21 protein-coding genes and 2 pseudogenes are annotated in these 24,588 nt (G+C 39.7%); 5 read left to right on the top strand and 18 right to left on the bottom strand.

The annotated features are described in order from the left end of the window. Positions 1 to 438: 438 nt before the first annotated feature. From ACXAFV_RS15770 to ACXAFV_RS15725, 10 genes are all read right to left on the bottom strand, one after another. Positions 439 to 969 carry a DinB family protein gene (locus tag ACXAFV_RS15770; protein ID WP_475127866.1) on the bottom strand — a complete coding sequence of 177 codons (531 nt, stop codon included), beginning with the start codon at positions 967 to 969 and terminating at the stop codon, positions 439 to 441. A gap of 38 nt (positions 970 to 1,007) precedes the next feature. Further along, positions 1,008 to 1,526, bottom strand: a complete 519-nt coding sequence (locus ACXAFV_RS15765) for a DinB family protein (RefSeq protein ID WP_475127863.1) — start codon at positions 1,524 to 1,526, stop codon at positions 1,008 to 1,010. A gap of 214 nt (positions 1,527 to 1,740) precedes the next feature. After that, a complete protein-coding gene (locus ACXAFV_RS15760) occupies positions 1,741 to 3,654 on the bottom strand; it encodes a S9 family peptidase (RefSeq protein WP_475127862.1) in 1,914 nt (637 codons plus the stop codon). An 11-nt stretch (positions 3,655 to 3,665) separates the two neighbouring features. Then, positions 3,666 to 3,995: a MazG nucleotide pyrophosphohydrolase domain-containing protein gene (locus ACXAFV_RS15755; protein WP_475127861.1), complete on the bottom strand. Its 330-nt coding sequence runs from the start codon at positions 3,993 to 3,995 to the stop codon at positions 3,666 to 3,668. A gap of 74 nt (positions 3,996 to 4,069) precedes the next feature. Continuing rightward, complete coding sequence (locus ACXAFV_RS15750; RefSeq protein ID WP_475127860.1) at positions 4,070 to 4,579, bottom strand: nucleoside deaminase; 510 nt, start codon at positions 4,577 to 4,579, stop codon at positions 4,070 to 4,072. 4 nt (positions 4,580 to 4,583) lie between these two features. Then, positions 4,584 to 5,021 (bottom strand): NUDIX hydrolase, encoded by a 438-nt coding sequence (locus tag ACXAFV_RS15745; RefSeq protein WP_475127859.1) that lies wholly within the window; start codon positions 5,019 to 5,021, stop codon positions 4,584 to 4,586. Positions 5,022 to 5,443: 422 nt separating this feature from the next. After that, positions 5,444 to 5,965 carry an MgtC/SapB family protein gene (locus ACXAFV_RS15740; protein WP_475127858.1) on the bottom strand — a complete coding sequence of 174 codons (522 nt, stop codon included), beginning with the start codon at positions 5,963 to 5,965 and terminating at the stop codon, positions 5,444 to 5,446. Positions 5,966 to 6,553: 588 nt separating this feature from the next. Beyond that, positions 6,554 to 7,825 carry a PucR family transcriptional regulator gene (locus ACXAFV_RS15735; RefSeq protein ID WP_475127856.1) on the bottom strand — a complete coding sequence of 424 codons (1,272 nt, stop codon included), beginning with the start codon at positions 7,823 to 7,825 and terminating at the stop codon, positions 6,554 to 6,556. Between the two features lie 160 nt (positions 7,826 to 7,985). Next, complete coding sequence (gene pruA / locus ACXAFV_RS15730) at positions 7,986 to 9,617, bottom strand: L-glutamate gamma-semialdehyde dehydrogenase (RefSeq protein ID WP_475127855.1); 1,632 nt, start codon at positions 9,615 to 9,617, stop codon at positions 7,986 to 7,988. Positions 9,618 to 9,669: 52 nt separating this feature from the next. Beyond that, positions 9,670 to 10,587: a proline dehydrogenase family protein gene (locus ACXAFV_RS15725; RefSeq protein ID WP_475127853.1), complete on the bottom strand. Its 918-nt coding sequence runs from the start codon at positions 10,585 to 10,587 to the stop codon at positions 9,670 to 9,672. A gap of 787 nt (positions 10,588 to 11,374) precedes the next feature. On the opposite strand from ACXAFV_RS15725, the gene ACXAFV_RS15720 reads away from it, so the two are divergent. The 4 genes from ACXAFV_RS15720 to ACXAFV_RS15705 all read left to right on the top strand — a co-directional run bounded on the left by ACXAFV_RS15720 (position 11,375) and on the right by ACXAFV_RS15705 (position 16,903). After that, positions 11,375 to 12,415: an ArsR/SmtB family transcription factor gene (locus tag ACXAFV_RS15720; protein ID WP_475127852.1), complete on the top strand. Its 1,041-nt coding sequence runs from the start codon at positions 11,375 to 11,377 to the stop codon at positions 12,413 to 12,415. Continuing rightward, positions 12,415 to 13,641: an MFS transporter gene (locus tag ACXAFV_RS15715; RefSeq protein ID WP_475127851.1), complete on the top strand. Its 1,227-nt coding sequence runs from the start codon at positions 12,415 to 12,417 to the stop codon at positions 13,639 to 13,641. The genes ACXAFV_RS15720 and ACXAFV_RS15715 overlap by 1 nt, the downstream gene beginning before the upstream one ends. A 206-nt stretch (positions 13,642 to 13,847) precedes the next feature. Beyond that, positions 13,848 to 15,806: an alkyl/aryl-sulfatase gene (locus tag ACXAFV_RS15710; RefSeq protein ID WP_475127849.1), complete on the top strand. Its 1,959-nt coding sequence runs from the start codon at positions 13,848 to 13,850 to the stop codon at positions 15,804 to 15,806. 770 nt (positions 15,807 to 16,576) lie between these two features. Further along, positions 16,577 to 16,903 carry an antibiotic biosynthesis monooxygenase family protein gene (locus tag ACXAFV_RS15705; RefSeq protein ID WP_475127848.1) on the top strand — a complete coding sequence of 109 codons (327 nt, stop codon included), beginning with the start codon at positions 16,577 to 16,579 and terminating at the stop codon, positions 16,901 to 16,903. A gap of 74 nt (positions 16,904 to 16,977) precedes the next feature. Here ACXAFV_RS15705 and ACXAFV_RS15700 read toward each other — a convergent pair. From ACXAFV_RS15700 to ACXAFV_RS15670, 7 genes and pseudogenes are all read right to left on the bottom strand, one after another. Beyond that, positions 16,978 to 17,070 (bottom strand): annotated as a pseudogene (locus tag ACXAFV_RS15700) (PspC domain-containing protein); the annotation flags it as partial. A 178-nt stretch (positions 17,071 to 17,248) separates the two neighbouring features. After that, entirely contained in the window at positions 17,249 to 18,151 is a 903-nt protein-coding gene (locus tag ACXAFV_RS15695) for a phosphotransferase family protein (RefSeq protein ID WP_475127845.1), read from the bottom strand. A gap of 312 nt (positions 18,152 to 18,463) precedes the next feature. Then, entirely contained in the window at positions 18,464 to 19,006 is a 543-nt protein-coding gene (locus tag ACXAFV_RS15690) for a SurA N-terminal domain-containing protein (protein WP_475127844.1), read from the bottom strand. Between the two features lie 94 nt (positions 19,007 to 19,100). Beyond that, the gene (locus ACXAFV_RS15685; protein ID WP_475127941.1) at positions 19,101 to 19,541 is read right to left on the bottom strand and encodes an NUDIX hydrolase; all 441 of its coding nucleotides are present in this window, start codon (positions 19,539 to 19,541) and stop codon (positions 19,101 to 19,103) included. A gap of 188 nt (positions 19,542 to 19,729) precedes the next feature. Continuing rightward, on the bottom strand, positions 19,730 to 20,599 hold the full coding sequence (locus ACXAFV_RS15680) for an AraC family transcriptional regulator (protein ID WP_475127842.1): 870 nt from the start codon (positions 20,597 to 20,599) through the stop codon (positions 19,730 to 19,732). 196 nt (positions 20,600 to 20,795) lie between these two features. Beyond that, positions 20,796 to 21,028 (bottom strand): annotated as a pseudogene (locus ACXAFV_RS15675) (hypothetical protein). A 280-nt stretch (positions 21,029 to 21,308) separates the two neighbouring features. Beyond that, entirely contained in the window at positions 21,309 to 21,806 is a 498-nt protein-coding gene (locus ACXAFV_RS15670) for a P-loop nucleotide/nucleoside kinase family protein (RefSeq protein ID WP_475127841.1), read from the bottom strand. Between the two features lie 383 nt (positions 21,807 to 22,189). Here ACXAFV_RS15670 and ACXAFV_RS15665 point away from each other — a divergent pair, with 383 nt between their 5' ends. Continuing rightward, positions 22,190 to 23,719 carry a glycine betaine uptake BCCT transporter gene (locus tag ACXAFV_RS15665; RefSeq protein WP_475127840.1) on the top strand — a complete coding sequence of 510 codons (1,530 nt, stop codon included), beginning with the start codon at positions 22,190 to 22,192 and terminating at the stop codon, positions 23,717 to 23,719. Between the two features lie 278 nt (positions 23,720 to 23,997). On the opposite strand, the gene ACXAFV_RS15660 is transcribed toward ACXAFV_RS15665, so the two are convergent. Further along, positions 23,998 to 24,429 (bottom strand): VOC family protein, encoded by a 432-nt coding sequence (locus tag ACXAFV_RS15660; RefSeq protein ID WP_475127940.1) that lies wholly within the window; start codon positions 24,427 to 24,429, stop codon positions 23,998 to 24,000. Between the last annotated feature and the right edge of the window lie 159 nt (positions 24,430 to 24,588).

The following is a 24,588-nucleotide window of genomic DNA, read 5'->3' as shown; positions in this document are numbered from 1 at the left end:
CTTTCCCAGGGAATATTGAAAATGGAAGATCACATATAGAAGGGCAGATTCCTCGAGCTGGAATCTGCCCTTTTTAATGGTTTTATCTTGGCTGCTGATAGATATTTGATTATTTTCTTTTCAAAAGTTTCGTTTTTCGTTTAAAGGCCCAGCCTTTTTATGGGGGAAATACGTTTGATAATGGTTTATGATCCATTTTCGGAATTTATGATCCATTCGACAAAAAATACGCGCCGTTATCTGCATTTATGATCCATTTCAGAAAAATACGATCCACTTTCAAAATATATGATCCTTTGATAATCATTCTAAACTGGGCGCTTGGATATTACGTAATAATTAGAGTTCCAAGAAACCTGTCCCCCCTTCCCACTCCCCACTCCACCAGTAATAAATCAATTTATTGATTACTCCAGCTTTCCTTTTATCTTTGGGATATTATTCAGATTTACCCGATTTCAGATATCGATCCCTTATCAACCTTCGATGGTGAATCTCATGCCCGGCAATAATGTATGCAATAGCCCGGGCCGTCGTTTCGGATCCATTTGCTTTTCCTCGTCGGAGCAGGGCTTCTTCATCCATGCTGCTTAGAAGTAGAATCGTGTTTTTGCGGACAAGAGATTGATGATGTAAAAGCTCCGATAAGGAAAATCGATTAAAATTGCCCCTTCTCACATACTCATCATCATGATATCCTGGCAGCATCTCCTGTTCTCCCCTGCCAATACAGAGAAGGCGGTAGCACATAATGCGCTCCGTATCGGTTATGTGGCCCATGACTTCCTTGATTGTCCATTTTTCCGGAGCATACTGAAACAAGGCCTTTTCCTCGCTTAGATCTTTTAACAAATCCATGGTTTTCTTTAGTTGTACGTCAAGAATCTGGAGCAGATCACCTTCTGATACATTGTTCACATATTCCTTATAATATGGAGCATACTCGTTTGCCTCTGGTTTACATAGCATAGATTCCATCCCCTTTTGTATGTGGTTCACTTATATCCTTAAACATCTCGTAATTCTCTAAGCAATTGGAAAATCTGTCCCCTATGATGTGATTCATGTTCAATTAAGTGATAAACAACCCACTGAGGTGTAACATCATATTTTTCAAGCGCCCGCATTTCACGCCAATCCGTTAAGTCCATTGAACGAAAGTGCGAAAGAAATACCTCACGCACCATTTTAAGACGGTGAAAATGCTTTTCTAAACTTTGTCCTTCTATATGGGTTAAAGAGCCATCTTCAGAACTAATGTTATATGGAAACAACGATCTTATTTCTGGATCCCATTCAGTTCCAAGGACTTCTACATATAACCAATCTGCCTCTACCATTGCAATGTGATATAACAATGAGCCAATCGTTTGTCTTTCATTGATTTTTGTGTCGAGAGTACGTTGGCTGATTCCTGTTAGTTCTTTTATAAGAGTTCGGCGAACATCCTCTAAACACCATAGCCATCGACCTATTTCTTCTTCATACCCTGGTAATGGTGATACTTCTAAAGATTTCCTCTCCAATGAAATCACTCTCCTCTTAATGTGATTACATTCTATTTAAAATGGATTTTTCCTTTTAAAAAATAAAAAACCTATCTCTTTTGCCACAAAAATCCAATGTTCTTACCCTACTTTCTAAGGTACACCGAGCCGTGCAGTTAAGTTTCGATGATATGATTCAATTCTTTAAAAAATAGAAAAGTAGAGTGTGAACCATCCCCACTCTACTCACCAATCACAACCCCCTAAAACCCTCCATACTCTCCCCAAGAACATAATGAGAAAACCACATCAAATTCTGCTCCATAACAGCCACATTCATCCCCGGCTGGTCAGAACTATAAGCCATTTCTTTAAAAACGACTAATTCTGTCTCCACCCCCATATCCCTTAATCCTTGATACAGCTCATATGCATTTGTAATCGGGACCCTTGCATCTTCTTCGCCATGCTGGATCAAAGTGGGCGTACACGCTGATTTGATATAGGTCATGGGTGATGTTTTACTGTAGACCTCTGGATCATTCCATGGATCATTTCCTAAATGCATCCTGATAAACCAAGGGATATCTGTATTGACATAATGGTGACGCCAATTCGTAATCCCGCCGCCGACTGATACAGCCTTGAATCGATCACTATAGGTGGAACAGAAGGCTGAGATAAATCCCCCTTGGCTCCATCCCATCACCCCTACTCGATCCTTATCTATAATCCCCTTGTCAACGAGTGCATCCACTCCGGATATCACATCCTGGTAGTCACCGATTCCCAGGTTTCGATAGTTCGCTTTTAAAAATTCATTGCCGTAACCCGAGCTGCCCCTGTAGTTTGGTTCTAACACGATAAAGCCTTTTTCCATAAACTTTTCAATCGGATATTTATCATTGAAACAGCCTGAATGGATCGGGAAAGAAGCCCAAGCAGGACCACCATGGATGATCACTAATAATGGATATGTTTTATTCTCGTCAAAATCTGCCGGGGTTGATAAAACTCCTTCTATTTCAAGACCATCATGACTTTTCCATGAGATGACTTCCCTGTTACTTTTAAGCTTCCCTTTGAAAAAGCAACTTTCATCCGTTATCTTTTTACCGTCCAAATAGACTTCAAAGGTTTCATTCCTTAGGGCCTTGATATAGGATAGATGAATTCCATCCCCAGTTATGGATGCATCCAAAATAAAGCCATCCTTGCTGACCATTTCCACCGTGCCATCCTCAGATAACAACCCGATACAATAATCCGTTTTATCCTGCCATCTTATTAAAATTCCTTTGTCAGTCCACCGTAATGGAACAACAGTACTATCAACATCTGTTAAAGGTTGAATCCTCTCTCCAGTATGAAGATCGACTATATCCAGCGTACTGTCCTGTATCTGGTTTTTATAGTGCTCCTTCTCCCTGATGCTTGCTGTGTAACATAGTTTGCTGCAGTCGGGAGAAATGCACACGCTCCCTCCCAGCAGCTTATCGATATTCATCTTTTTCAGCTCGCCAAATTCAATATCCAGTATGTATAGATCGCGATTAAAGAAATCTCCCATATCTGGACTTGGTGAAGCCATCAATACAACCTTTTTCCCGACATTAGAAATATTAAATTCAAGAATATGAAATTCATTGCCGTCAGTAAGTGGATGCGCCTCGCTATTTTTACTACAATCAATGTAATATAAACAATGATTCCGATATTCCTTGCCGACATGATGGAAATCTCCATTGATCTCCCTGCGTTTCTTGATTTCATCTGATTCTTCTGACGGCGCAATATAATAAAAACCCTTGCCGGCAGGATCCCATTTGAAACTACTTACTCCTTCTTTCTCATCTGTCACTTGAACCCTATCATGACTATCTAGCGACTCCACAAAGATTTGATTTGCTCCGCCAACCCAACTAAGATACGCAAGATTCCTAGAGTCCGGTGACCATGATGGGGAGGTACCCTCTGTTAATAGGTAACATTCCCCCTTATCTTTTTTATGGATCCAAATGTGATTCTTATATGTATTGTCTTTCCAATCGGCTGTATGTTTGACGAAGGCTACGTTTTTGCCGTCGTCACTTATGTGGAGGCTTGATATGGTTGGTAGTGAGATTAGATTTTTTATTGTTGGATATGTTTTATCGAATATATTCATTTATGAAACTCCTAGTCTTTGTGTTGCATTACTAAAAATCCTTCTAAATTTGGAGATTGATTATATTTAATTGCAGCTAGTTTATCCTTTTCGATAATGGCCCTTGATAAATCAATATCATTAATGCTCGCAATGGCCACAGCATAGTGGATAACATCCACTAACTCTTTTTCTAAAGAAGCATTCCCTGAATTTGCTTTTCGACCTTCTAACTGGTTTAGTACCTCTGCCACCTCTCCAATTTCTTCTACTAGTTTCATAAACAAAGCAGATGAAGTGCGTCCTTCTTTATATTTTAGTGCTAGGTAGCTCTGTAAATCATGGAATGTTAATTGCTTCACAGGAATCCTCACTTTTACTATTATTTTTCTTTTTAACTATCCTGCAAAAAGGAGCGAAATTAAATGGTCGCGCCTTATTCTGGAAGAATAGCTTTCCTTAAGTTAATAACATGATTAGGATTTGTTGACCATTTACTCATTAGTTCCATTTGTTTCTTTTTCAAGTCTTCATAAGGTTCTTCAATAGCTTCAATTCCATAGAATTTCTTATCAAATATTTTTGTATCTTTAATTTTTTTATAACCGCCAAAACCTAAGTCGTCATTTAGTAACCAGACTACTTTTTTAATATTGGCAAAAAGGATTCCATCAGTGCACATTGGACAAGGCTCCAATGAAGTGTATATAGTAAACTTTTCACGGTTAATTTTAGCTTTAAATATTGATTCTCCAGCATTCCGGATAGCGTCAATTTCAGCGTGAGCAGTCGCATCTTGTTGGGGGTGTACTCTATTCCGCCCTTTTGCAATGATGTTATGATGTTCATCCACTATGACAGCCCCAACCGGATATGTATTTTCATTCAATGCTTTTTCTGCTTCTTCGAGAGCCAACTCTAAAAAATATCGATCTTTTATCGTCATATGGCTAATCCTTTTCACTTCTTTTTCTAAGTAAATACGGCGCAGTCACGTTACGCTTGATCAATCCTTTTGTATCACCTGTTATATGAATATAGTCTTCTGCATGTTCAACATTCATCCAAGTAACCTCTTCTATTTCCTCAGGCATGGAAATAGTAATCTCTCCACCGGTTATCTTCCCTCTAAACGTAAAGAAAACGGCGTGGTGCCCTCTATCCTCAAAGAAAGCCTCACTTACAGAAAAGATATCACTGATTTCAACATCAAAACCCGTCTCTTCCTTTGCTTCTCTGATAGCAGCTTCTTCAAGCGTTTCTCCAGGCTCCACTGCACCTCCGGGAAGTGTATAATAAGAACCGTTTTTCCCTTTATTTTTTACCATTAGTACATTCTCGCCTTGTTCATCAAACAGCAGCGCATATGTGACATCTACTCGCTTCATAAGGTCATTCACATCCATTTTTTAAATTTATTCTTCAACTATCATAATACCAATTATTTCAAATATTTTGATTCTGAGCAATCCTCTTATTCTATTAAATAGCCTTTCATGAAGAAAGACGCTTTCCTTATTTCAGAAAAGCGCCTTTTAGCCCAACGACTTCTTAACTTAAAAATCACCTTTGTATATATAACACCCTAACAAGTATATGATGCCTCATCAAATTCATTAGCAACTAACTTTACGAAGAGAGCCTTTTAATAAAGAAAAGTAGAGTGGGAACACACCCCACTCTACTTTGTTCATTAGTTGGTACAAGTCCCGAGATGATTTACGTTATAACCGCTCGCAGCACTTTTATTTAAATAGGGGTCAAGTCCCCGCGGGGATACATTTCACCCACCAGGATTTGACCCCATCATTCATTTTCTGGTATCTTCTTCATCTCTCTTTTTCCGAACCCTCGGCAGACGCACAGCTTTGATTTCCCGTTCTTCAAAGATGTTCCCGATCTTCGTCATGATGGATGTCACCAATGTCGCGAAGATGACGATGGAATAAAAACCTGCCCCAATTCCAATTCCGATGCCACCCACATAGAAGATCATCGCTGCGGAAGTGAGGCCTTTCACCCGCAGTCCATCTTTCAGGATCACACCCGCACCTAAGAATCCGAGCCCTGAAACAATTTGGGCAGCAAGACGAAATGGATCCATCATCTTTCCACTATCCGGCTGACTGAGCATCTCAGCACCTTCAATCGATACGATTGTGATCAAGGTACATGCCACCGACACGTACGTATATGTTTTCAAACCGGCTGGCTTATTCTTTGAGGAACGGTCCCATCCGATAATAAAGCCTAATACCGCGCTCACCACAATCCGGAAATAAATATCATGCTGCCAGAAAAAATCCATTATTCCATTCATGTAATGTGACATGTCTCCAACCTCCTTAAATGAAAAAGAGATCTCGCCACGAAACGAATCTCTGATTTCTTCACTTATGGTGAAAAAACATACCGCTCGCTTTGTAGGTGGATCTCTATTTCTCTTTTTACTCAATTTCGTTCTTTAGTATATTCCTGTTATTTTACACGAATATTTTCTTTTGAGCAATGGTAGGTTTGGCGGTTTGGCGCCTGGTTTGGCGGGTGTAGGCTCTCACTCGTAAAAGCGTCACCGTTATGAGGGGCGAACACCGAAATATACCTTATTAGGTATTATAAGATTGAAATTATTGGTTTTGATAATATATTTCTATTTTTGATAATAAACGCTGGATTTTGATAATATATCCTGATTTTTGATAATAAGTTGGCGCTTTTTGATAATATAATTTTTTAAAAGTCAAAAATACCTCTTTAATCGTTAGCCTAAATTAGATTCACCAGTCTTTATACTCACATTTAATCACAATATTGTGATTGAACAAGAAAAGGGTGAGTTTTCATCCTCAAAATCACGATGAAACGGTTATCGTATATATTCCTTGATGCGGCCTGACCTCTCGGACGCTCATTTTAGTCCCTACAGACCTTTCAATGCATCCTTATACCGCTGATAATAGGCTTCAACATTATTCAACAACAATAATTCAGTATACAAGTATACCTTCATATTGAAGTCATTGAAATCAATGGTAGTCAGTTCCTGTATCTTTTTGATCCGATAATTCAAGGTGTTCGGATGGATAAACAGTTCATTGGCGGTCTGTTTCCCTTTCCCATCATTCGCCAGGTATACCTCAAGTGTCCTTAGCAAATCCGTCTGTTTCTTCACATCATTCTTAATCAATATCAACAAGTCATCACTGTAATAGTCCTTTGAAGTGTTTTTCTCATATAAGGTCGGCAAGTACCGGTAAATGCCCAATTGAGCAAATTCCCGCGGCATCGATTCAGGGCGCGGACCGATGAAGTTAGCCGTTTCAATGACTTCTGATGCTTCCAAGAAACTCTTCCTCGCTTGGTATAACGTGGTGTATTCCTTACCGATACCGATAAGGAAGTGATAGAATTCTTCCTCGCCTGTTTGTTCTTTCACCTTTTCCACGAGATTTCTGGCGAATTCCAGCGAAGAACCCGGTGCGTCTGCTTTTCCGTAGAGAACGAGTATCACTTGGTATTCCGTTCGTAACGTGTACATATTTGTGTGGAAGCTGGATTCCTGGACCAGCTTCTCAAGTTGGTCGAGCAAAGACTTATATTGCGACGATGTGATCGAAAAAACTGCTACCGTAAACCGTTCAGGCAGCGTCAGCTTGACGAGGGATGCATCATGGCGTAGTTGGCTTTCACTTCCGTACTCGTGCTGCAGAAGATGCCACAATACTTCTTCTTTTCTATTCTTTTTGATATTGACCTTAGCGAATAGATCATTGATCAGGTTTCCAAGATGAGGGGAGATTTCTTCAAGGAAAGAGAGCTCTTCATTTTCAAGGAGACGGCTGGATTCCTGAACCCAAATATATCCCATCGTGTTTCCCAGGTACTTTGCTGAAATGACGACACGCTGGTGGAATCCCAACTCTTCCATCGCTTGAACCCGGATTGGATCAGAATGCTTTTCGAGCTGGTGGACGATCCCCTCTTTTTTCAGTCGATCGATGATGAAGACCGGACACTTTTTTGTGAGGATCGTCTTTTGCTGTGTCTGGTCGAATTTATTTGAAGAGGAACTATATGAAATCAATTCAAAATTTTTATTTTCAATAATAACGGGATTGCCTAATTTTGAGCTAATCAATTCCGTAGCTTTATGAATGTCTTCTGTTTGGAGGATTACATCAATTGCTTCCATAGAATCTTACCTTTCAACAAGTGTTTGATTCCTATTATATCGTTAAATCCCCCAATAAAAAATAAAAAGCTCCCCCATATAGGGAGAGCTTTTGCCAAAAGAAGCTTGACCTGTTTGTGAAGCATGAGGTCATAGGGATGTAGAATTACCCTTATTTATATTATTCCTCATCCATAAACGGATAGGCAATGTCTGTTGTTGGAGCAAAGTTTTCCTTGATAATACGTGGACTGGTCCAACGAATCATGTTGAAAATAGAGCCTGCTTTATCGTTTGTACCTGACCCGCGGGAACCTCCGAATGGTTGTTGGTTGATCACCGCACCGGTTGGTTTATCGTTGATATAGAAGTTTCCAGCTGCACCGGATAGGCGGCGTTCCAAGTGCATGATCGCTTCACGATCTTGAGCAAAGATCGCACCCGTTAATGCATACATGGACGCTGTATCCACTGAAGTCAATGTTTCTTCTAATTGATCGTTTTCATATACATAGATCGTTAATACCGGTCCAAAAATTTCTTCGGTCATCGTTTTGAAGTTTGGATTCGTTGTCACAATGACAGTCGGTTGAACGAAGTATCCAACTGAATCATCATACGTACCGCCGGCAATGATTTCAGCTTCTTCAGAATCGGCCGCATAGTCGATGTAGCTTGTGATCGAATCAAAGGCAGCTTGGTCAATGACCGCACCCATGAAGTTTCTGAAGTCCCTGACATCACCGACTTTAAGCTTAGCCGTTTCTTCAACGACACCATTTTTCACTTCTTCCCACATGCTTGCTGGGATGTAAGCACGTGAAGCAGCTGAACATTTTTGACCTTGGTATTCAAATGCACCACGAACAAGTGCAGCCACTACTTTGTCTGCTTGTGCCGTTTCGTGTGCAAAGACAAAGTCTTTACCGCCTGTTTCCCCAACTAAACGAGGGTACGATTGATAGTTAGTGATGTTTTCTCCTACTGTTTTCCAGATCGTCTGGAACGTACTTGTTGATCCAGTGAAGTGGAATCCGGACATGCGAGAATCTGTTAATACTACCTCTGACACTTGTGAGCCACGTGAAGGGACAAAGTTGATAACGCCCTTAGGCAGTCCAGCCTCTTCTAGAATACGCATAAAGTAGTAGTTTGATAGTAAAGCCGTTGTTGCCGGTTTCCACACAACCACGTTCCCCATGATAGCAGGAGCTGAAGGCAAGTTTCCACCGATTGCTGTGAAGTTAAATGGAGAGATCGCTAGTACGAAACCATCTAACGCACGGTATTCCAAGCGATTCCAAATGTTTTTCATGCTGTCTGGCTGCATTTGATAGATTTGGTTTGCATAATCAACGCCAAAGCGTAAGAAATCAGCTAACTCTTGAGCAGCATCAATTTCCGTCTGGAATGCTGTTTTGGATTGACCTAACATTGTAGCCGCATTGATTACGTCGCGGTAAGGACCAGAGATCAAGTCAGCCGCTTTCAAGAAGATGGATGCTCTGTGCTGCCATGGCATATTGGACCATAATTCCTTCGCAGCCATTGCCGCTTCCACCGCATCGCGAAGTTCTTTTTCTCCAGCTTGCGAATAGTTCGCCAACACATGTTTGTGATCATGTGGCATAACGACTTGCTTCACAGTATCTGTTTTAATGTGCTCGCCATTGATGATGACCGGGATTTCAACCTCGATACCTGATTGGCGTTCTAATTCAGCTTTTAATGTTTCTCTTTCTTTCGTACCTGGGGCATATGTATTACCCGGCTCATTTGTAGGTGTTGGGATGTTGTAAATTCCGTTACTCATGTTCATCACATTCCTTTCTGATTTCATTCTGTCTGGATGTTTTAAAAGTAGTTTATTTACTGAAGATTCCCTTCAGTGCAAATGCGATATTCGCCGGCCTTTCCGCCAGACGTCGCATGAAATACCCATACCAGTCCTCGCCATATGGCAGGTAAATGCGGACTGTATAACCTTTTTTCAATAAGTCGGACTGCATTTGATTTCGCATGCCATACAGCATTTGAAACTCAAAGCGGTCATTCGGGATCTTGTGTTCTTTCACTAATCCGATCGTGTAATCGACAATCGCTTCATCATGGCTTGCGACCGCTGTATAATGGCCGTTCAAGAGCTGCTTCTTGATGAGCTGCTTCAGATTCTCATCCACCTTTTTCTTCTCCTGGAACGCCACTTTACCCGATTCATTATAAGCACCCTTCACAAGCCTCAAATAAGGGGCGTATTGATTGAGATCATCCACATCCTTCTCCGATTCATAAAGATAGGATTGAATCACCGTCCCCACATTGTCGTACTTCTGACGGAGCTTTTTGTAAACATCAAGGATGGCATGGCATCTGGAGGAATCCTCCATATCAAGGGTGACCGTGATCCCACTCTCTTCTGCCTTGGATAGAATCAACTCCATGTTTTCCATGACAAGCTCTTGACTGATATCCAATCCGAGGGAAGTCAGTTTGACAGAAATTTCAGTGTCCAGCCCATGATACGCAATGGCACTGATACTCTGAATACATCGTTGGACATTCTCCCGCACCACATCTGTGCTTTCAACGAATTCACCAAGATGATCGACCGTAACCTGGAATCCCTCCTCGTTCAATTGCGTAATCAATGGAATCGCTTGTGCAAAGGTTTCTCCACCCACAAGCTTGTTAGCCCCAAATCTTGATCCCCACCGTTTGGCCATCTTATCCAACGCCTTATTGTGGGAAAGAAACAAGAAAAAACGCTTACTGATTGCTTCCATGATTACAACACCTCCTTATAGTGACTGTTACCTCAAGTTTTGGGTGATTAAACGAAGAAATGTAAATCGTAAGAAAATTATACCGAGAATATTGGATGGGAAACAACGTGCTCGAGCCACAAACATTTGAGTGTTGATTTATGGTGTATACACAAAAAGTGGGTTCGTCAGATGGGTAATGAAAGGGAAGCGAGTTGGGAGTTTACGCTCGTCGTTTTATTCGGGAGACTTGTTTGTATATACGTTCCTAGTCGTGAAGGCAGTCGCAGTCGTTTAACAAATATAAATAAGCAGTTCCCATCCTGATGGGGGTATGACTGCGATTTTTTATGCAATTGTTCATGATTCCTCTCAAAACGGAACCCCTTGTTGCTTTGCATAAAAGATAGTTACAGTGAAGATATGCTTATTGATGATATGATTCATTTCATTACAGAAAAGAAAAAGTAGAGTGGGAACCGTCCCTACTCTACCCCGCTTACTCTTTAGTTCTCCTCTGCTTATTGGTTGGAATTTGTTTTATACCATTCGAGTGCCTTTTTTTCTATTTCCCTAACAAGTTGAGCTTTACCATTTATGTACGATTCAATGTCGTATCGAAATTGAAGAGCCAATTTCTCTTTTAAATCACTATAATTTTTTTTCATATAATACAATACACTGACCAAGGCTTTAATTGTATTGAAGTTACCTATCATTCATGCTTAAACATTTGAATTAAAATTTTATTGAATTTAACATTCGAATATTTTAGAATTAAATTAATAAGTTTAAAGGGGTCAATAATATGAAACGTTTATTGCAGTCAGATGATGTTGAATCAATATCCTTGGAAGTGGTGTGGACACCTGTCTGGGAAGTCATCCTTGGCATTTCAGGGTATACCCACAAGGAACTTAGGCACACATTCGATATGGATAAAAAATGGTCTTTAACCTCTCGTTATATGCCAAAACCCTTGGTAAAGGACTTGGATGAAGTCGAAAAAACGAATTTCTGGTACGGACTTATTATGCTCCAAAATAAGTTATCCGCCACGACCGTTCAAGAATTTTCGAACAAACTAACAGAGCTTCCGATTTCTACTTTTTATGAAACAATGCTGCCTTATAAGAGCAGAGATCTTGAGCCAATTAGAGTAGAATTAGCTGACCAGTACATGCATCTTGAATCTTTCGAGCAGTACTCTACATATTTTAAAGGTCACGAATTCTTAGAGGGATATATACGTAATCTTGGCCAATGTTCCTATCAACAACTAAGGAATCTGCTGATTAATATCATTGGTGAATGGTACGACTGGATAAGTCAAGACGAAAGCTGGGAAAAGTGGAACCAAGCTCTAGAGTATGAACAAAAACATAATAGCTCACTTGATGTGAAAAAACCGATAGAAGAAATTGAAAGAGTTACAGACGGGGTGAAATACCTCCCAGAGCCTACAGTCTGGAAGGTCAAACTAATTCCTCATGTAGCCTACCGGCCATGGATATTAGAAAAACGAACTCCTGATACTAAGCTATTTTTTTACCCTCTAAGTGATGAATACCTTGTACCACCTGGATCACCATCTACAGAATTAATACGTGGCCACAAAGCCTTAGGTGACGAAATTCGATTGAAATTGCTATATCGTCTTATGAAAGGACCCCTATCACTTCAAGAATTAAGTGTTCAGTTTAATACATCCAAGACTTCACTTCATCATCAGCTCTCTTTGTTAAAAGCTGCAAAATTTGTTGTCGTTGAAAAAGGAATTTATTCAGTGAACACACATCACATTAGTTCTTTTTCGGAAAAGCTGAATCAATTTCTAGGTATGAAATAATGAATAAATTCTCCAAATCATTCAAAGCCCTTTGGATAGGAGAAGTCATTTCGGAATTTGGAGGCGCAGCCGGGGGTATTATTAACGGGTTGTTGTTATTTGAATTAACAGGTTCAAAGGAATGGATGGGAATTCTCTGGCTTATTTACTTTATTCCTTCTCTGGTCTTACAAGGAATCAGCGCTCCATTTCTTAACCATGTTGTGAAAGAAAAGATGCTGAAAAATATACAATTAATCCGTGCATTCGCTTATCTTCTTCCCTTGGCTGGTTATTTGATTGGCTCCACAATTGGGATTATTTTCGGGTTAATCCTACTTCAATGTCTTTTGGGATTGATGCAACCCATCTACGCCAGTCTATCATTTTCTTTATTGCCTGATATATGTGATGAAGAAGAGTTGGCAGATGCAAATGGTTTACTGGATGGGACCATTAGGCTCATGAGTTTTCTTGCTCCAGGAGCAACTTCATTATTACTTGTAGTTAGTCCTATGCATTTTATATACGGCTTCTCCTCAGTCATGTTCCTTGCCAGCTATTTTGCACTCTCACGAATTCCTGTAACCTGCACGAAAAAGGTAACAGCATGGACAAAGAAAATTTGGTGGACAGAGATGCAGGAAGGATACAAAACGTTCTTTAAATACCCTCACCTTCTACGCCTTACCATTCTTTCATCTACTGTACAGTTTGCAGTCGGAGCAACATTGGTGTTAAGTGTCCCTTTTATACGTGGAGATCTTAATGGTGAGTCTTGGCAATATGGTATATTTTCTGGTGCTTTTCCTGTTGGATATGCTCTTGGAATGATTTTATTAACCAGGTTACCCAAAAACGTTAAAACGATGTACTTCGGCTTAATTGGAGGCGGCCTTTCATTTGTCTTCTTGTATTTTGTACAATCGATCCCAATGGCATGGAAATGTGAATTATTTGGCGGTATATTGTTTCCTCTATTCAATGCCCAGAATGCCGCTACTTTTCAGAGAGAGGCTCCTAGAGAGCGTCTAACACAGCTAAGTGCTGTAAGATTACTTTTCATAAGGGTGACAATGCCTTTAGGAATCCTATTTGCCTCTTCTTCGATATTCGATCTCAGCACACGTCAAACATATTTGTTTGTTGGTGCGGCAATAGCATTACCGGGATTGTATTATTTCGTTACTTCATTTCTTCGGCCAGATTCTCGTTTACTTACTCAAGAAAAGCAAAAGATTAGTTAACGAAAAGCGTCTGTTACACACTGTTTTATGATGTAACAGACCTGACACCTTTAACTTATTTAAACTTTATTAAAGAATCTGCATAGTCAGGCATGCAAGGCTTCAACGTTAGAACCCTAAGAAGCATCCAACTCATGTTTTGGTACGCTTCCACATGTATGATGGAGAGTTCACCTGAATACTATATTCAATGGAGGTGACATCACATGGAGCAAAACCATAACAAGAGCATGGAGGCGGAATTCACCCCTTTTCGCAAGGAAGCTACGAAGAAAACACAAAAAATAAACGAATTAATAAAAGAGAACCTGCCCTTGGAAAGACTGAAGATTGAACAGGAGTGGGCTACGAGAAATGTGCTGAAAAGCGTCTCCCTTCCCGTTATCAAAACAGATGACTCGGTTTTTCCTGTTTGGGATTTAAAACGCTATGAATTCCTGTTGAATGACAAACTCCCTTTATCCATTAACCCGAAACTATGGCACCAGGGAAAACTAAATTTAAATGCCGGTCTTTTTCAAGTGACAGAAAACATTTACCAGATCAGAGGATTTGATCTTGCTAACTTGAGTATTATTCGTGGAAAGACAGGTTGGATTGTGATCGACTGTCTCACAAGCAGAGAAACAGCAAAAGCAGCTTTTGAATTAATAGAAAGCTATTTTGGCAAGTTCCCGGTTAGTGCCATCATCTTTTCTCATTCACATGTCGATCATTATGGTGGTGTTGATGGAGTCCTTAATAGCGGAACGACGGATGATGTGAAAATTTATGCACCAAGCGGTTTTTTAAGTGCAGCCCTGGAAGAGAATGTGACCGCAGGTGTTGCAATGTCGAGGCGGGGGTTTTACATGTATGGTGAGGTGCTGCCTCGCGATGAAAAAGGTCAAGTAGACAGCGGCATTGGAAAGTATGTATCGACTGGTGTTGTGACTTTAGTCAATTCTGCTGAAGAAATTTCACCTTCCAGTGACGAACCCTATGTCGAGAAGGTCATTGATGGTGTAAGAGTGCAATTCCAAATCACCCCGGATACAGAAGCTCCGGCTGAAATGAATATGTTTATCCCTGATGAAAAAAGCCTTTGTATTGCAGAGAACTGTACAGCTTCGCTTCATAATATCTATACATTACGCGGAGCTGAAGTAAGGGACCCAGTTGCCTGGGCGAAATACATCCAACAGGCCATTGAGTTATTTGGCGAACAATTAACATCTGTATTTGAAGTGCATAATTGGCCAAGGCACGGAAGAGAATACTGCATCGATTATATGGAAAAACAGCGAGACATGTACCAATATATCAATGATCAGACACTTAGGTTCATCAATCAAGGGTACACGATCGATCAAGTTGGAAGAATGGTATCCTTTCCTGATAGTTTAAAAGACGAGTGGTTTAATGGTTCTTTTTATGGGACTGTCAACCATAATGCTAAAGCAGTGTACCAAAAATATATGGGATGGTATAACGGAAACCCTGTTGATTTAAACAAGCTGCTCCCGGAAGAGTCATCCAAAAAATATGTGGATTATATGGGAGGAGAAGATGAAGTCATCAAAAAAGCAAAAGAATGCTTTAGAGAAGGCGATTACCAATGGGTCGCTGAAGTCACCAAACACGTGATCTTCGCAAATCCATCCAACAAGAAAGCCAAATACCTTTGTGCGGATGCACTTGAGCAGCTCGGCTACACCGCGGAATCAGGGCCATGGCGTAATGAGTATTTGATGGGGGCTCAAGAACTTCGTTACGGAATTATTCCTATACAGCGGTCCACCATCACAACAGAGGTTTTGGATATAATGACACTCCAACAAGTATTGAACATGTTGAGTATCCGAATAAACGGATTGATCGCTGGGGAGTATGACTTCAAAATGAACTTCATTATTCCGGATCGGAAAGAAAAAGCCCTGACGGAAATCAAACGAGGGATCTTTCGTTATTTATCTGATGAAATAAATGAGGATCCAGTTACGGTCATCATGAGCAAAGAAACCTTATATGAGTTAGCCACCACCAACAATCGTCCTTCCCCTTCTTCAATTAAAGTAATAGGAAATATCCAAAAATGGCATCAATTTTTATGGGCGCTTGATCAAATAGACACAGACTTCCCCATTATGACGCCCTTGAGTAAAAAAAGAACCCATGATTTCTAAACATAAAAACAAGTAACAGCGTGAGCGATATTACTTTTCATTAAGAAGGATCGTTATTGCTCCATGACCCTAGATAACAGATCATCTCCCCTCCAAACGATTATTAAACAGGCATATTAATTAATAAAAAATAGACTGTTGAGAAAAAATTCTCAACAGTCTATTTGAAGAGTACATTATTTGTCTGGGAGATTAAATCCATGAACATCTTCTTCTTCTTCTATCATCTCGATCAAAAATCCCTAATACATTGTCATCGCGTCTCCGACGATCTCTTCTATCATCATCACTGACAACTATAACTCTGTCTGCACGAATAATGACTCTATCAGCATCTAGAACTCTTCTTCTATCATCAAATCTTCTTCCGCAGCACATACCAATCACCTCCTTCCTTTTCATAAATAATATATGCAAAATTCAGAAAGGTGAGTGGACGAGAAAACTAGAATAATCGTCTATTAAACAAAAAACCGTTAAAATTAGGAAACTATCCCCCCACAGGTAAAAGCCTCACCGTGTCGGGTGGCAGGCCCCTCTTGCTTCCCAAATGCGAGATCATAAAAATTCGAGCTTAGAAGTAGACCTTTACATAGGTGTTTTGAATAAGTGGAAATACTTTATTCAATCATCATTCAATAATTCAAAGAACCATCATTTTCACCAGAATGTTTCCCTTCAGGTTTCTATCGTACTGTGTTAACAACTGAGTTAAATGTTTGATATTTTATGATAAAATTCTAAATATATAAATAGTTGGAGGTTATCATATGTCTTTTGCACAAACACCTTCCCCACCTTATTATGCTGTTATTTTTACTTCTCGAAGAACTGAAAAAGATGCTAAAGGTTACAACCGTACAGCTGAACTAATGGTTGAGCTCGCTTCTAAACAAAATGGATTCTTAGGAGTGGAAAGCTCAAGAGATCAAGATGGATTTGGAATAACTGTTTCGTACTGGGATTCGCTAGAATCTATTAAACAATGGAAAGATCATTTGTCACACCAAAAGGCTCAAGCAAAAGGAAAAAAGGATTGGTACTCGGCATACATAACTCGAATTTGCAAAGTAGATCACGATTACCACTCATTGTAAAATGGTTCAAAAAGAGGCTTCAATTAAATATGAAGCCTCTTTTTGAACGGTTTGAGTAAGGGTGAACTCAGTCCAAATTTCAGCCTTACGCCCAAAGAAGAAATACCGAAATGTTCTGCTATACCTCCACAAACACCGCTAATAGACTTGTCTGTTCGCGATTTCATTAACTTGTTTTTCAAATTAAATCCCCCTCTTTGACAAAAACCCTTTCTTTACATTAGTTAGACGGAAATTCAATTATTTATGTTTCGATTATCCGCTAAACTGCCCTTTACTTGCACAAAGGGCGGCTGCTTTTTCAGCAAACGCCCACTTTAAAGGAATAAGCAAATTCAATTATTGTTATAAAGCCTTCTTAATTTTCTCATGGAGGTGAGCGAAGCGCTTCAATGCACGACTCCCTTGCTCCTCTTCATTTATCTCTTCAAATAAAAGAGTGAGCATAAGGCTGGTGTCCAATTGATACAGCCACCTCACCAGATCTGGTACTCGGTTCATTTCCCTCTCAAAACCATAATAACTACCAATAAATTCGTCACTCAAGAAACCGTATTCATTTATTCTCATCAATTCCAATACAGGGTCACCGACCAAAGCGTTTGTCCAATCAAAGATACCGACTACTTGCCGATTTTTGAATAGAATATTTTCAGGTCTTATATCCATATGTAATAACTTTTTCTTTGCAGGGTACGTTTGTAATACCTTCTTTAGTTCGAGCTTATTTGGTATTACGATTGATTGATTGAAAGTAGAACTAAAATTTTTTATGTTTCTGTTAATTCGGTCTGCTAAAACCTCGTGTGCATCACGTAAAAGGTTTGAAGGAACCTCGATTTGATGAAGTTCTTTAACAAGCTTTCCTATCTCATTTAAAGGAGGGTCCATATCAGCATCACTAGTTACAAACTCTTGAATGATAAAATCTAATTCTTCCCCTTTATGGTAAAGGTGGATTTTAGGAACAGGCAGCTGATATCGGTAACAAAACGTCGTTAATTTATATTCTTTCTCCAGTCCTTCTCTAGAAGAAGTCCTCTTTGTCTGATTTTTGCTCATTGTATACCAAGGTACTTTTATAACTACTTTACCCCATTCAAGAGTTTGTCCAATAAATACACAGTTTTCTACACCTGAAGCAAGTGGACGAATACTGACTAAACTGCATAAATGTTTACACTCTTTCACTACTTCTCTTAGTAAAGTTTCTACTTGATCGTAAACACTTACCCCTCTGAAATCCATATTGGAAATCTCTCCCTCCATAAATATTCCTAGTTTATCTTAACATAGAAATTGTAAATTTATAGGTAGAATGAAAATCACTACCGTCAATTAAACGCAAAAAAGCAGAGCGAATTCATTTGCGAATTGCTCTGCTTTTATAGAAGTTTTCTTTTGAAATTTAATACCACTCTAGCTCAAAGAAAATAGCTTATCTTCATTTGTTGCCCCTTAACCTGCCCCAATAATTTAATAAGGTAAAAGGTTGAAAACCATATGCCCGATCTTCAGCTATTGCCTCCGTTTGTAAATTAAATACTTTCTCACATTAATTTACTTTTCCATTAAGTTTTTTATTTGAGTATCATTTTCTTCTTTAAAATCATTTATTATTTTCATCTTAAATTCATTCCACTCTTCACCTTTAGATGTGATATCGTCATACAGTTTATTTTCCAATAACTTTCCCTTTATAGATTCATAAGCATATTCTTTATAGTATTCTTCTATTGTCATATCTATTTCGTTGAGAATGTTTTTGAAGTTTTCGTCTTGTGCTTTATTTGCAGTCTGTATATTAAATTCTATAACCTCTTGAACTTCTTCATCCGATACAGAAAAGCCTTGGGTTTTAGCTTCATACATTAATATGTATTCATCGATTAATTGTTCTATCGCAGTAGATCTTATGTCTTCTTTATCTAATGATTGCTTAGAGTTAAGACTCTCTAAGGATTGAATTCTTCTCTCAATTCCTTCTTCCGTTACATATTCGTCCAGGGCTTCAATGTTAACTGCCTCTTTTTGTGCATCTCCTGATACGCATCCTGCCAAAAGTAAAATTGTGAAAAGCACAAATACAATAAAATTTTTCAATAATATTCAACCTTCCTGTTTACTTACATGACGATCTTAGCTACTCAACTAAAATGCCCGATAGCAGAAGAAAAAACAATAGTCCCCCTCTTACTTAAGAAGTAATATCACTTCTTTTCCTAAGTAAATAAGGTGCTGACGCATTCCCTTTGATCAGTCCTTTTGTATCTCTTGTTATATGAATGTAGTCTTCTGCATCTTGAACATTCATCCAAGTAATCTCTTCTATTTCTTCAGGCATTGAAATAGTAATCTCTCCACCGGTTATCTTCCCTCTGAAAGTAATGAAAATGGCGTGGTGTCCTCTATCCTCAAAAAAAGCCTCACTTACAGAAAAAACATCATTTATTTCAACATCTAAACCCGTCTCTTCCTTCGCTTCTCTAATGGCAGCTTCTTCAAGTGTTTCTCCAGGCTCTACTGCACCTCCAGGCAGTGTATAATAAGAACCGTTTTCCCCTTTATTTTTTACCAATAATACCTTCTCTCCCAGTTCATCAAATAGCAGTACATATGTGACATCTACTCGCTTCATAAGGTCATTCACATCCATTTTTTAGTTTCTCCCTCACCATTTCTTCTTTTTAACATATTACCAATTATTTCAAACATCAGGATTCTGAGCAATCCCCATATTCAACTAACTGGCCCATTCATGAAGAAAGACGCTTTCCTTATTACAGAAAAGCGCCCGTTTGCCGAAGATCGTATCACATGATGAACTTATTTAATTGGGATCCAGATCTCCGAGTATAAATCCGGACTATTCGGATCCTCATCCGTATATAATTCAAATTCTGGTGTACCCGCATGCTCATACCCAGTGGAAGGGAACCATTCGGAGAAAATTCGTTTCCACGCCTGTTGCATCGCAGCAGGCATTGGTCCATGCACTTCAAAGACCGCCCATTTGGAAGCAGGGATTTCTAAGCTCATCATCCCTTCTGGAACCTTCCCAGCGTACGAGGTGGCCACCCAATAATCAAACACATTCGCCTTTTTTTGCTCTTCACTGACTCCTCCACAAACACCTAGTACTCCTTTTACTACCCCGTCATTCAATTGAAACAGCGTATCGCTTGTTCCATTTTGATTGACCTCTTCCCAAAGTTCCGGAATGCCTACTACGTTTTCTTCCTCTGCCACACAAGCAAATTCTCGTTTAATCCCAACGATTTGAAACGCATTCTTCTCGACTACACTATACTTCATTGGTTCTGCCCCTTTCAATGTTACCTGGATGATCAGGCGGTTATAGGATTGCAGTTTTCCCTTATTCTTTCGCGCTTCACTTGGAGTAACCCCGTGCTGTCTGCGGAAAGCCTTGGAAAAAGCCTCGGGAGTGTCATAGCCATATTTATAGGCAAGGTCAATAATCTTCGCATCTGTTGTCAGCAATTCTTCTCCGGCCAATGTTAATCGCCGCCTTCTTAAATAGTCACCGACCGTAATTTCAGTCAAAACTGAAAACGTCCGTTGGAAATGAAAAGGTGACACATTGGCTTGTTTAGAAATACTGTCTATCGTCATATCTTCCAATATATTTTGTTCCATATACTCAATTGCCTTTTGTATTGACTCCACCCATGCCATGGCCTTCAACTCCTTATAGTCATCTTAGCAACCTTTTAAAATCATATCCTGTCAATTTATGCTTTGTTGTGGCAGGTTCGATTCACTTATTGTACGAAAGGGTAGCTTTAGTGCAATAAACATTTTATATAGAACACGTTCATTTAGAAAAGAAGCATTTTCATCTTTAAAGTTTAAGAACATTTGAAACTAAAAGCTATCCATAGTGGATATAAAAAGACCAAACAATAAGACTGATACTCACTATTCCCCAAGCTACGGTAATTACTATCCACCAAACTATGGATTTAGTTTTTACTGAACTTTCTTTGCTTTCCGTATTTGCTTTTATAAAAGCGAGCATACTTTCAATATATCTTTTTTCTTAGAAACGAGAACAACAAAACCGATTATAATGATTGCAACAGTAATCCAAGGCAATACGTCCACCTTTTATGCCTCCTTATTTTATGAACACCATTCATTACAATCTTCAACAAAATTGAATGGATTGCTAAATTTAGTTACATCACTCATCAACAAATCTGCCCAACGGAATATAGATAAAGCTGAAGATCACGTGTCCAATCTTCAGCTATCGTCCCCTATAAAAGAAGATGAAGTTGATAATTTATATACTTAGAAGAATGAAAAAGCTTTTTGAAAAGGGTAAATTCCCCGCAGCAAAATATTGTTCTTCTGGTTTGATAACGCTGTGTTGAACTCCTTGTTATTCTTTTCCACTAAACTCTATTATATTTAAACCTTCGGATGCTTCTGGTGCTTCAAAAAATTTAGTAACATGAATAAACACCGCTTCTGTGTCAAAAGCTGCTCTTTCGGGTTGTTCATTACACCTTTGAGCAATCTGACGCAAGCATTGCTCGTTATTTAGATTTAGAAAAATTAGTTGATGGTTTGCATTGGCCTCTGACGCTATATCCAAAAACCACTTTCGCAGTTTTTTAGTGTTAGCTGGAAAATCCATCACTACATCTGTACCTGCACTTAATATATTTTGGACATGCTTTTTCACCAACGGCTTCAGCTGAGCTGAAAATGTTAGATAATCTTCAAATGATGCGATCTGATTGGGATAAAGAGATGAAAGCCATTCATCCTCAGACAATAAGACCGCATGTTTATCTATCGCCAATTGTATTGATTTAGTTGATTTTCCTGCTCCCATTTTCCCGCAGAAAAAGTATAGCGTCGCAGATGGTTTCATATTTTTTAACCTCCCAGTCTTATTTTAGTGGTGGATTGTCTCACCTAAAGAAAGTAATTTCGGTTTAGATTCATCAGTAGTTTAAGTATTTGTATTCACGATTCCCATATAATTTTAGCACAAAAACCCAAATAGCTTACTGAAGAATACTAGTTTGTGACAGTAAATCAGCCTCAAGGTGGAGAATGAGCGAGCATTCATAACTATCCCCTAGCAATTGTATACCTAACAAGGGTGAGTTGATGTCTATGTTGAAAACCGCGAAATTTGACGGAATATGAAAGCGACAGCTCTTTTTCTATTTATTCAATTTATGGTTTAATGGTTAGTTGTACTGGGTAAAAAGGATTATCTATTAAGTCTATTAAAGTAGTAAAGGATTGATGCACATGGACAGGTCCGTTTTTAGGATCTCGGTAGGAATTGCAGTGGTTTTCGTCCTGATTGGGGTATTGATACCTGAACAATTGGGATCTGCAATGGAAGTAGCAAAAGGATTCGTACTTGAGAAATTCGGCTGGTTTTATCAGCTGGTCGCCACCTTTTTCCTCATATTTGCCGCGTTTATGATCTTCAGTAAATATGGAAAAATCAAATTAGGGAAACAAGATTCAAAACCGGAATTCAGCAGACCGACCTGGTTCGCGATGTTATTTTCGGCCGGAATGGGAATCGGTTTGTTATTTTACGGTGTCTCTGAACCCATTTCTCATTTTTCCTCGCCACCTGCAGGAGAAGGCGGGACGGCACAATCGGGAATTATGGGAATGCGATATACCTGGCTTCATTGGGGACTGCATGCGTGGGCGATTTATGCCATCGTCGCATTGGCACTGGCCTATCAGAAGTTTAACAGGGGCGCTCCTGGATTGATGAGTGCAACTCTTCATCCTGTAATTGGTGAAAAAGTGAAAGGCCCAATCGGTAAGACAATTGATGTTGTCGCCGTGTTTGCGACATTATTTGGCGTTGCCGCATCATTAGGATTGGGATCTCAACAGATCAATGCTGGACTGGAATATTTGATTGGAATTCCGAACAACTTTTTCGTCCAGTTCATCATCATGATGATCATCACTGTACTTTTCATTGTTTCAGCAACTACAGGCATTTCGAAAGGAATCAAGTTATTAAGTAATATCAATATGTCTCTAGCTGTCATATTGTTTATTGCCATGCTCATACTTGGTCCAACGTTATTCTTGATGAATATGTTTACCACCACCATGGGCAGCTATTTGCAAAATGTCGTTCAAATGGGCTTGCGTTTGTCTCCTTTCAATGCGGATGAAGCAGCTTGGACCCAAGGCTGGACTGTGTTCTATTGGGCTTGGTGGATTTCCTGGACTCCGTTTGTGGGAATGTTTATTGCACGTGTGTCCAAAGGACGTACCATCCGTGAATTCACGGTTGCGGTCCTATTAGTGCCATCGGTTGTCTGTGCCTTATGGTTCACAGTATTCGGCGGAACGGGAATCAACCTCGAGATGGTGAAGGGCTTGGATGTTTCAGGACAAGGTCTGGAAACCGCCCTATTCTTTGTTTATCAAAATCTGCCGTTCGGCGCGATTCTATCGGTGTTGACTGTCGCACTTATCACGACTTTCTTCGTCACATCAGCCGATTCTGCAACCTTTGTTCTTGGAATGCTCACAACAGGCGGGAAATTGAACCCTCCAAACAGTGTGAAAGTGGTATGGGGATTGATCCTCGTCGCAGCCACACTTGTACTGATGGCATCCGGCGGCCTGACTGGGCTGCAGACAGCCATTATCGTAAGTGCTCTTCCGCTTACATTCGTCGTGCTGGTCATGTGCTATGGATTGGTCAAGCAGCTTGGAAAAGAATATGACATCCAAATGAATCATTGGAAAACGAATGAAAAAGATAAAAAGAATCAAAAGGTAGGTTAAAGAAATGACCTGTCCCGGAAAAGGGGCAGGTCTTTTTTTGATAAAATCTCATCGATCAAAATGAAATTGATTGACTAAAAAATGGGGTAGAGTCTCTATTTATCTATGTTCACTCATGCTTTCCCTCCCCTGCCCTAATTTTGCATGAGTCCCATAAAAAAAGACGCGTTATTGAATAAACGCGCCTGATTATTGAAGAAGCTTGGCCTCGTATGATTTACTTAGACTAAAACACTTTTGTCCCAGCCTCTTTGTTTGTATGTGAAATCTGTTGGCTGTTACTGCGGTTGCTCTCCCGGGACATTCACTTGGAAAGTAACGCCAAACTTGTCTTTTACCTGCCCGTACAACGGACTCCAATCCGTCTTCTGAAGGGGCATAATGACCTGTCCGCCGTCTTCCAAAGCGGCGAAGATTTCTCTGGCTTCAGCCTCTTCTTTGGGATGGAGGGCAATGTGAATCGTATTGCCTGGCTGATAATCCATGCCTGGAAATGTATCGCTGAACATGAGATTCGCTTCGCCGACTTGCAAGTGGGCATGCATAACACGATCTTTCATATCATCTGTCAACGGATGATTCGGGTCAGCCGGCATATCTCCGAACGTCATGATCCCCATCACTTTACCGCCTAGAGCTTTCTCATAAAAATGGACTACTTCTCTCGTGTTACCGTCAAAAATCAAATACGGGTTCAAACTCATTGACATCATTCAACAGCTCCTTAGTTTTGGTTCTTCATTCAATGCTTAAGTAATTCCCAAGTGCAGTAACCACCATCATTATTACCTATAAATACACTCTACATCACAGAACGTACGTTCGTCAACGAAAACATAATTGGATACTCACAATTTTTACGTTAAAGT

It is taken from the genome of Rossellomorea sp. ABR4_012, assembly GCF_056159545.1.
This window is presented reverse-complemented; position numbering and strand designations above follow the sequence as displayed.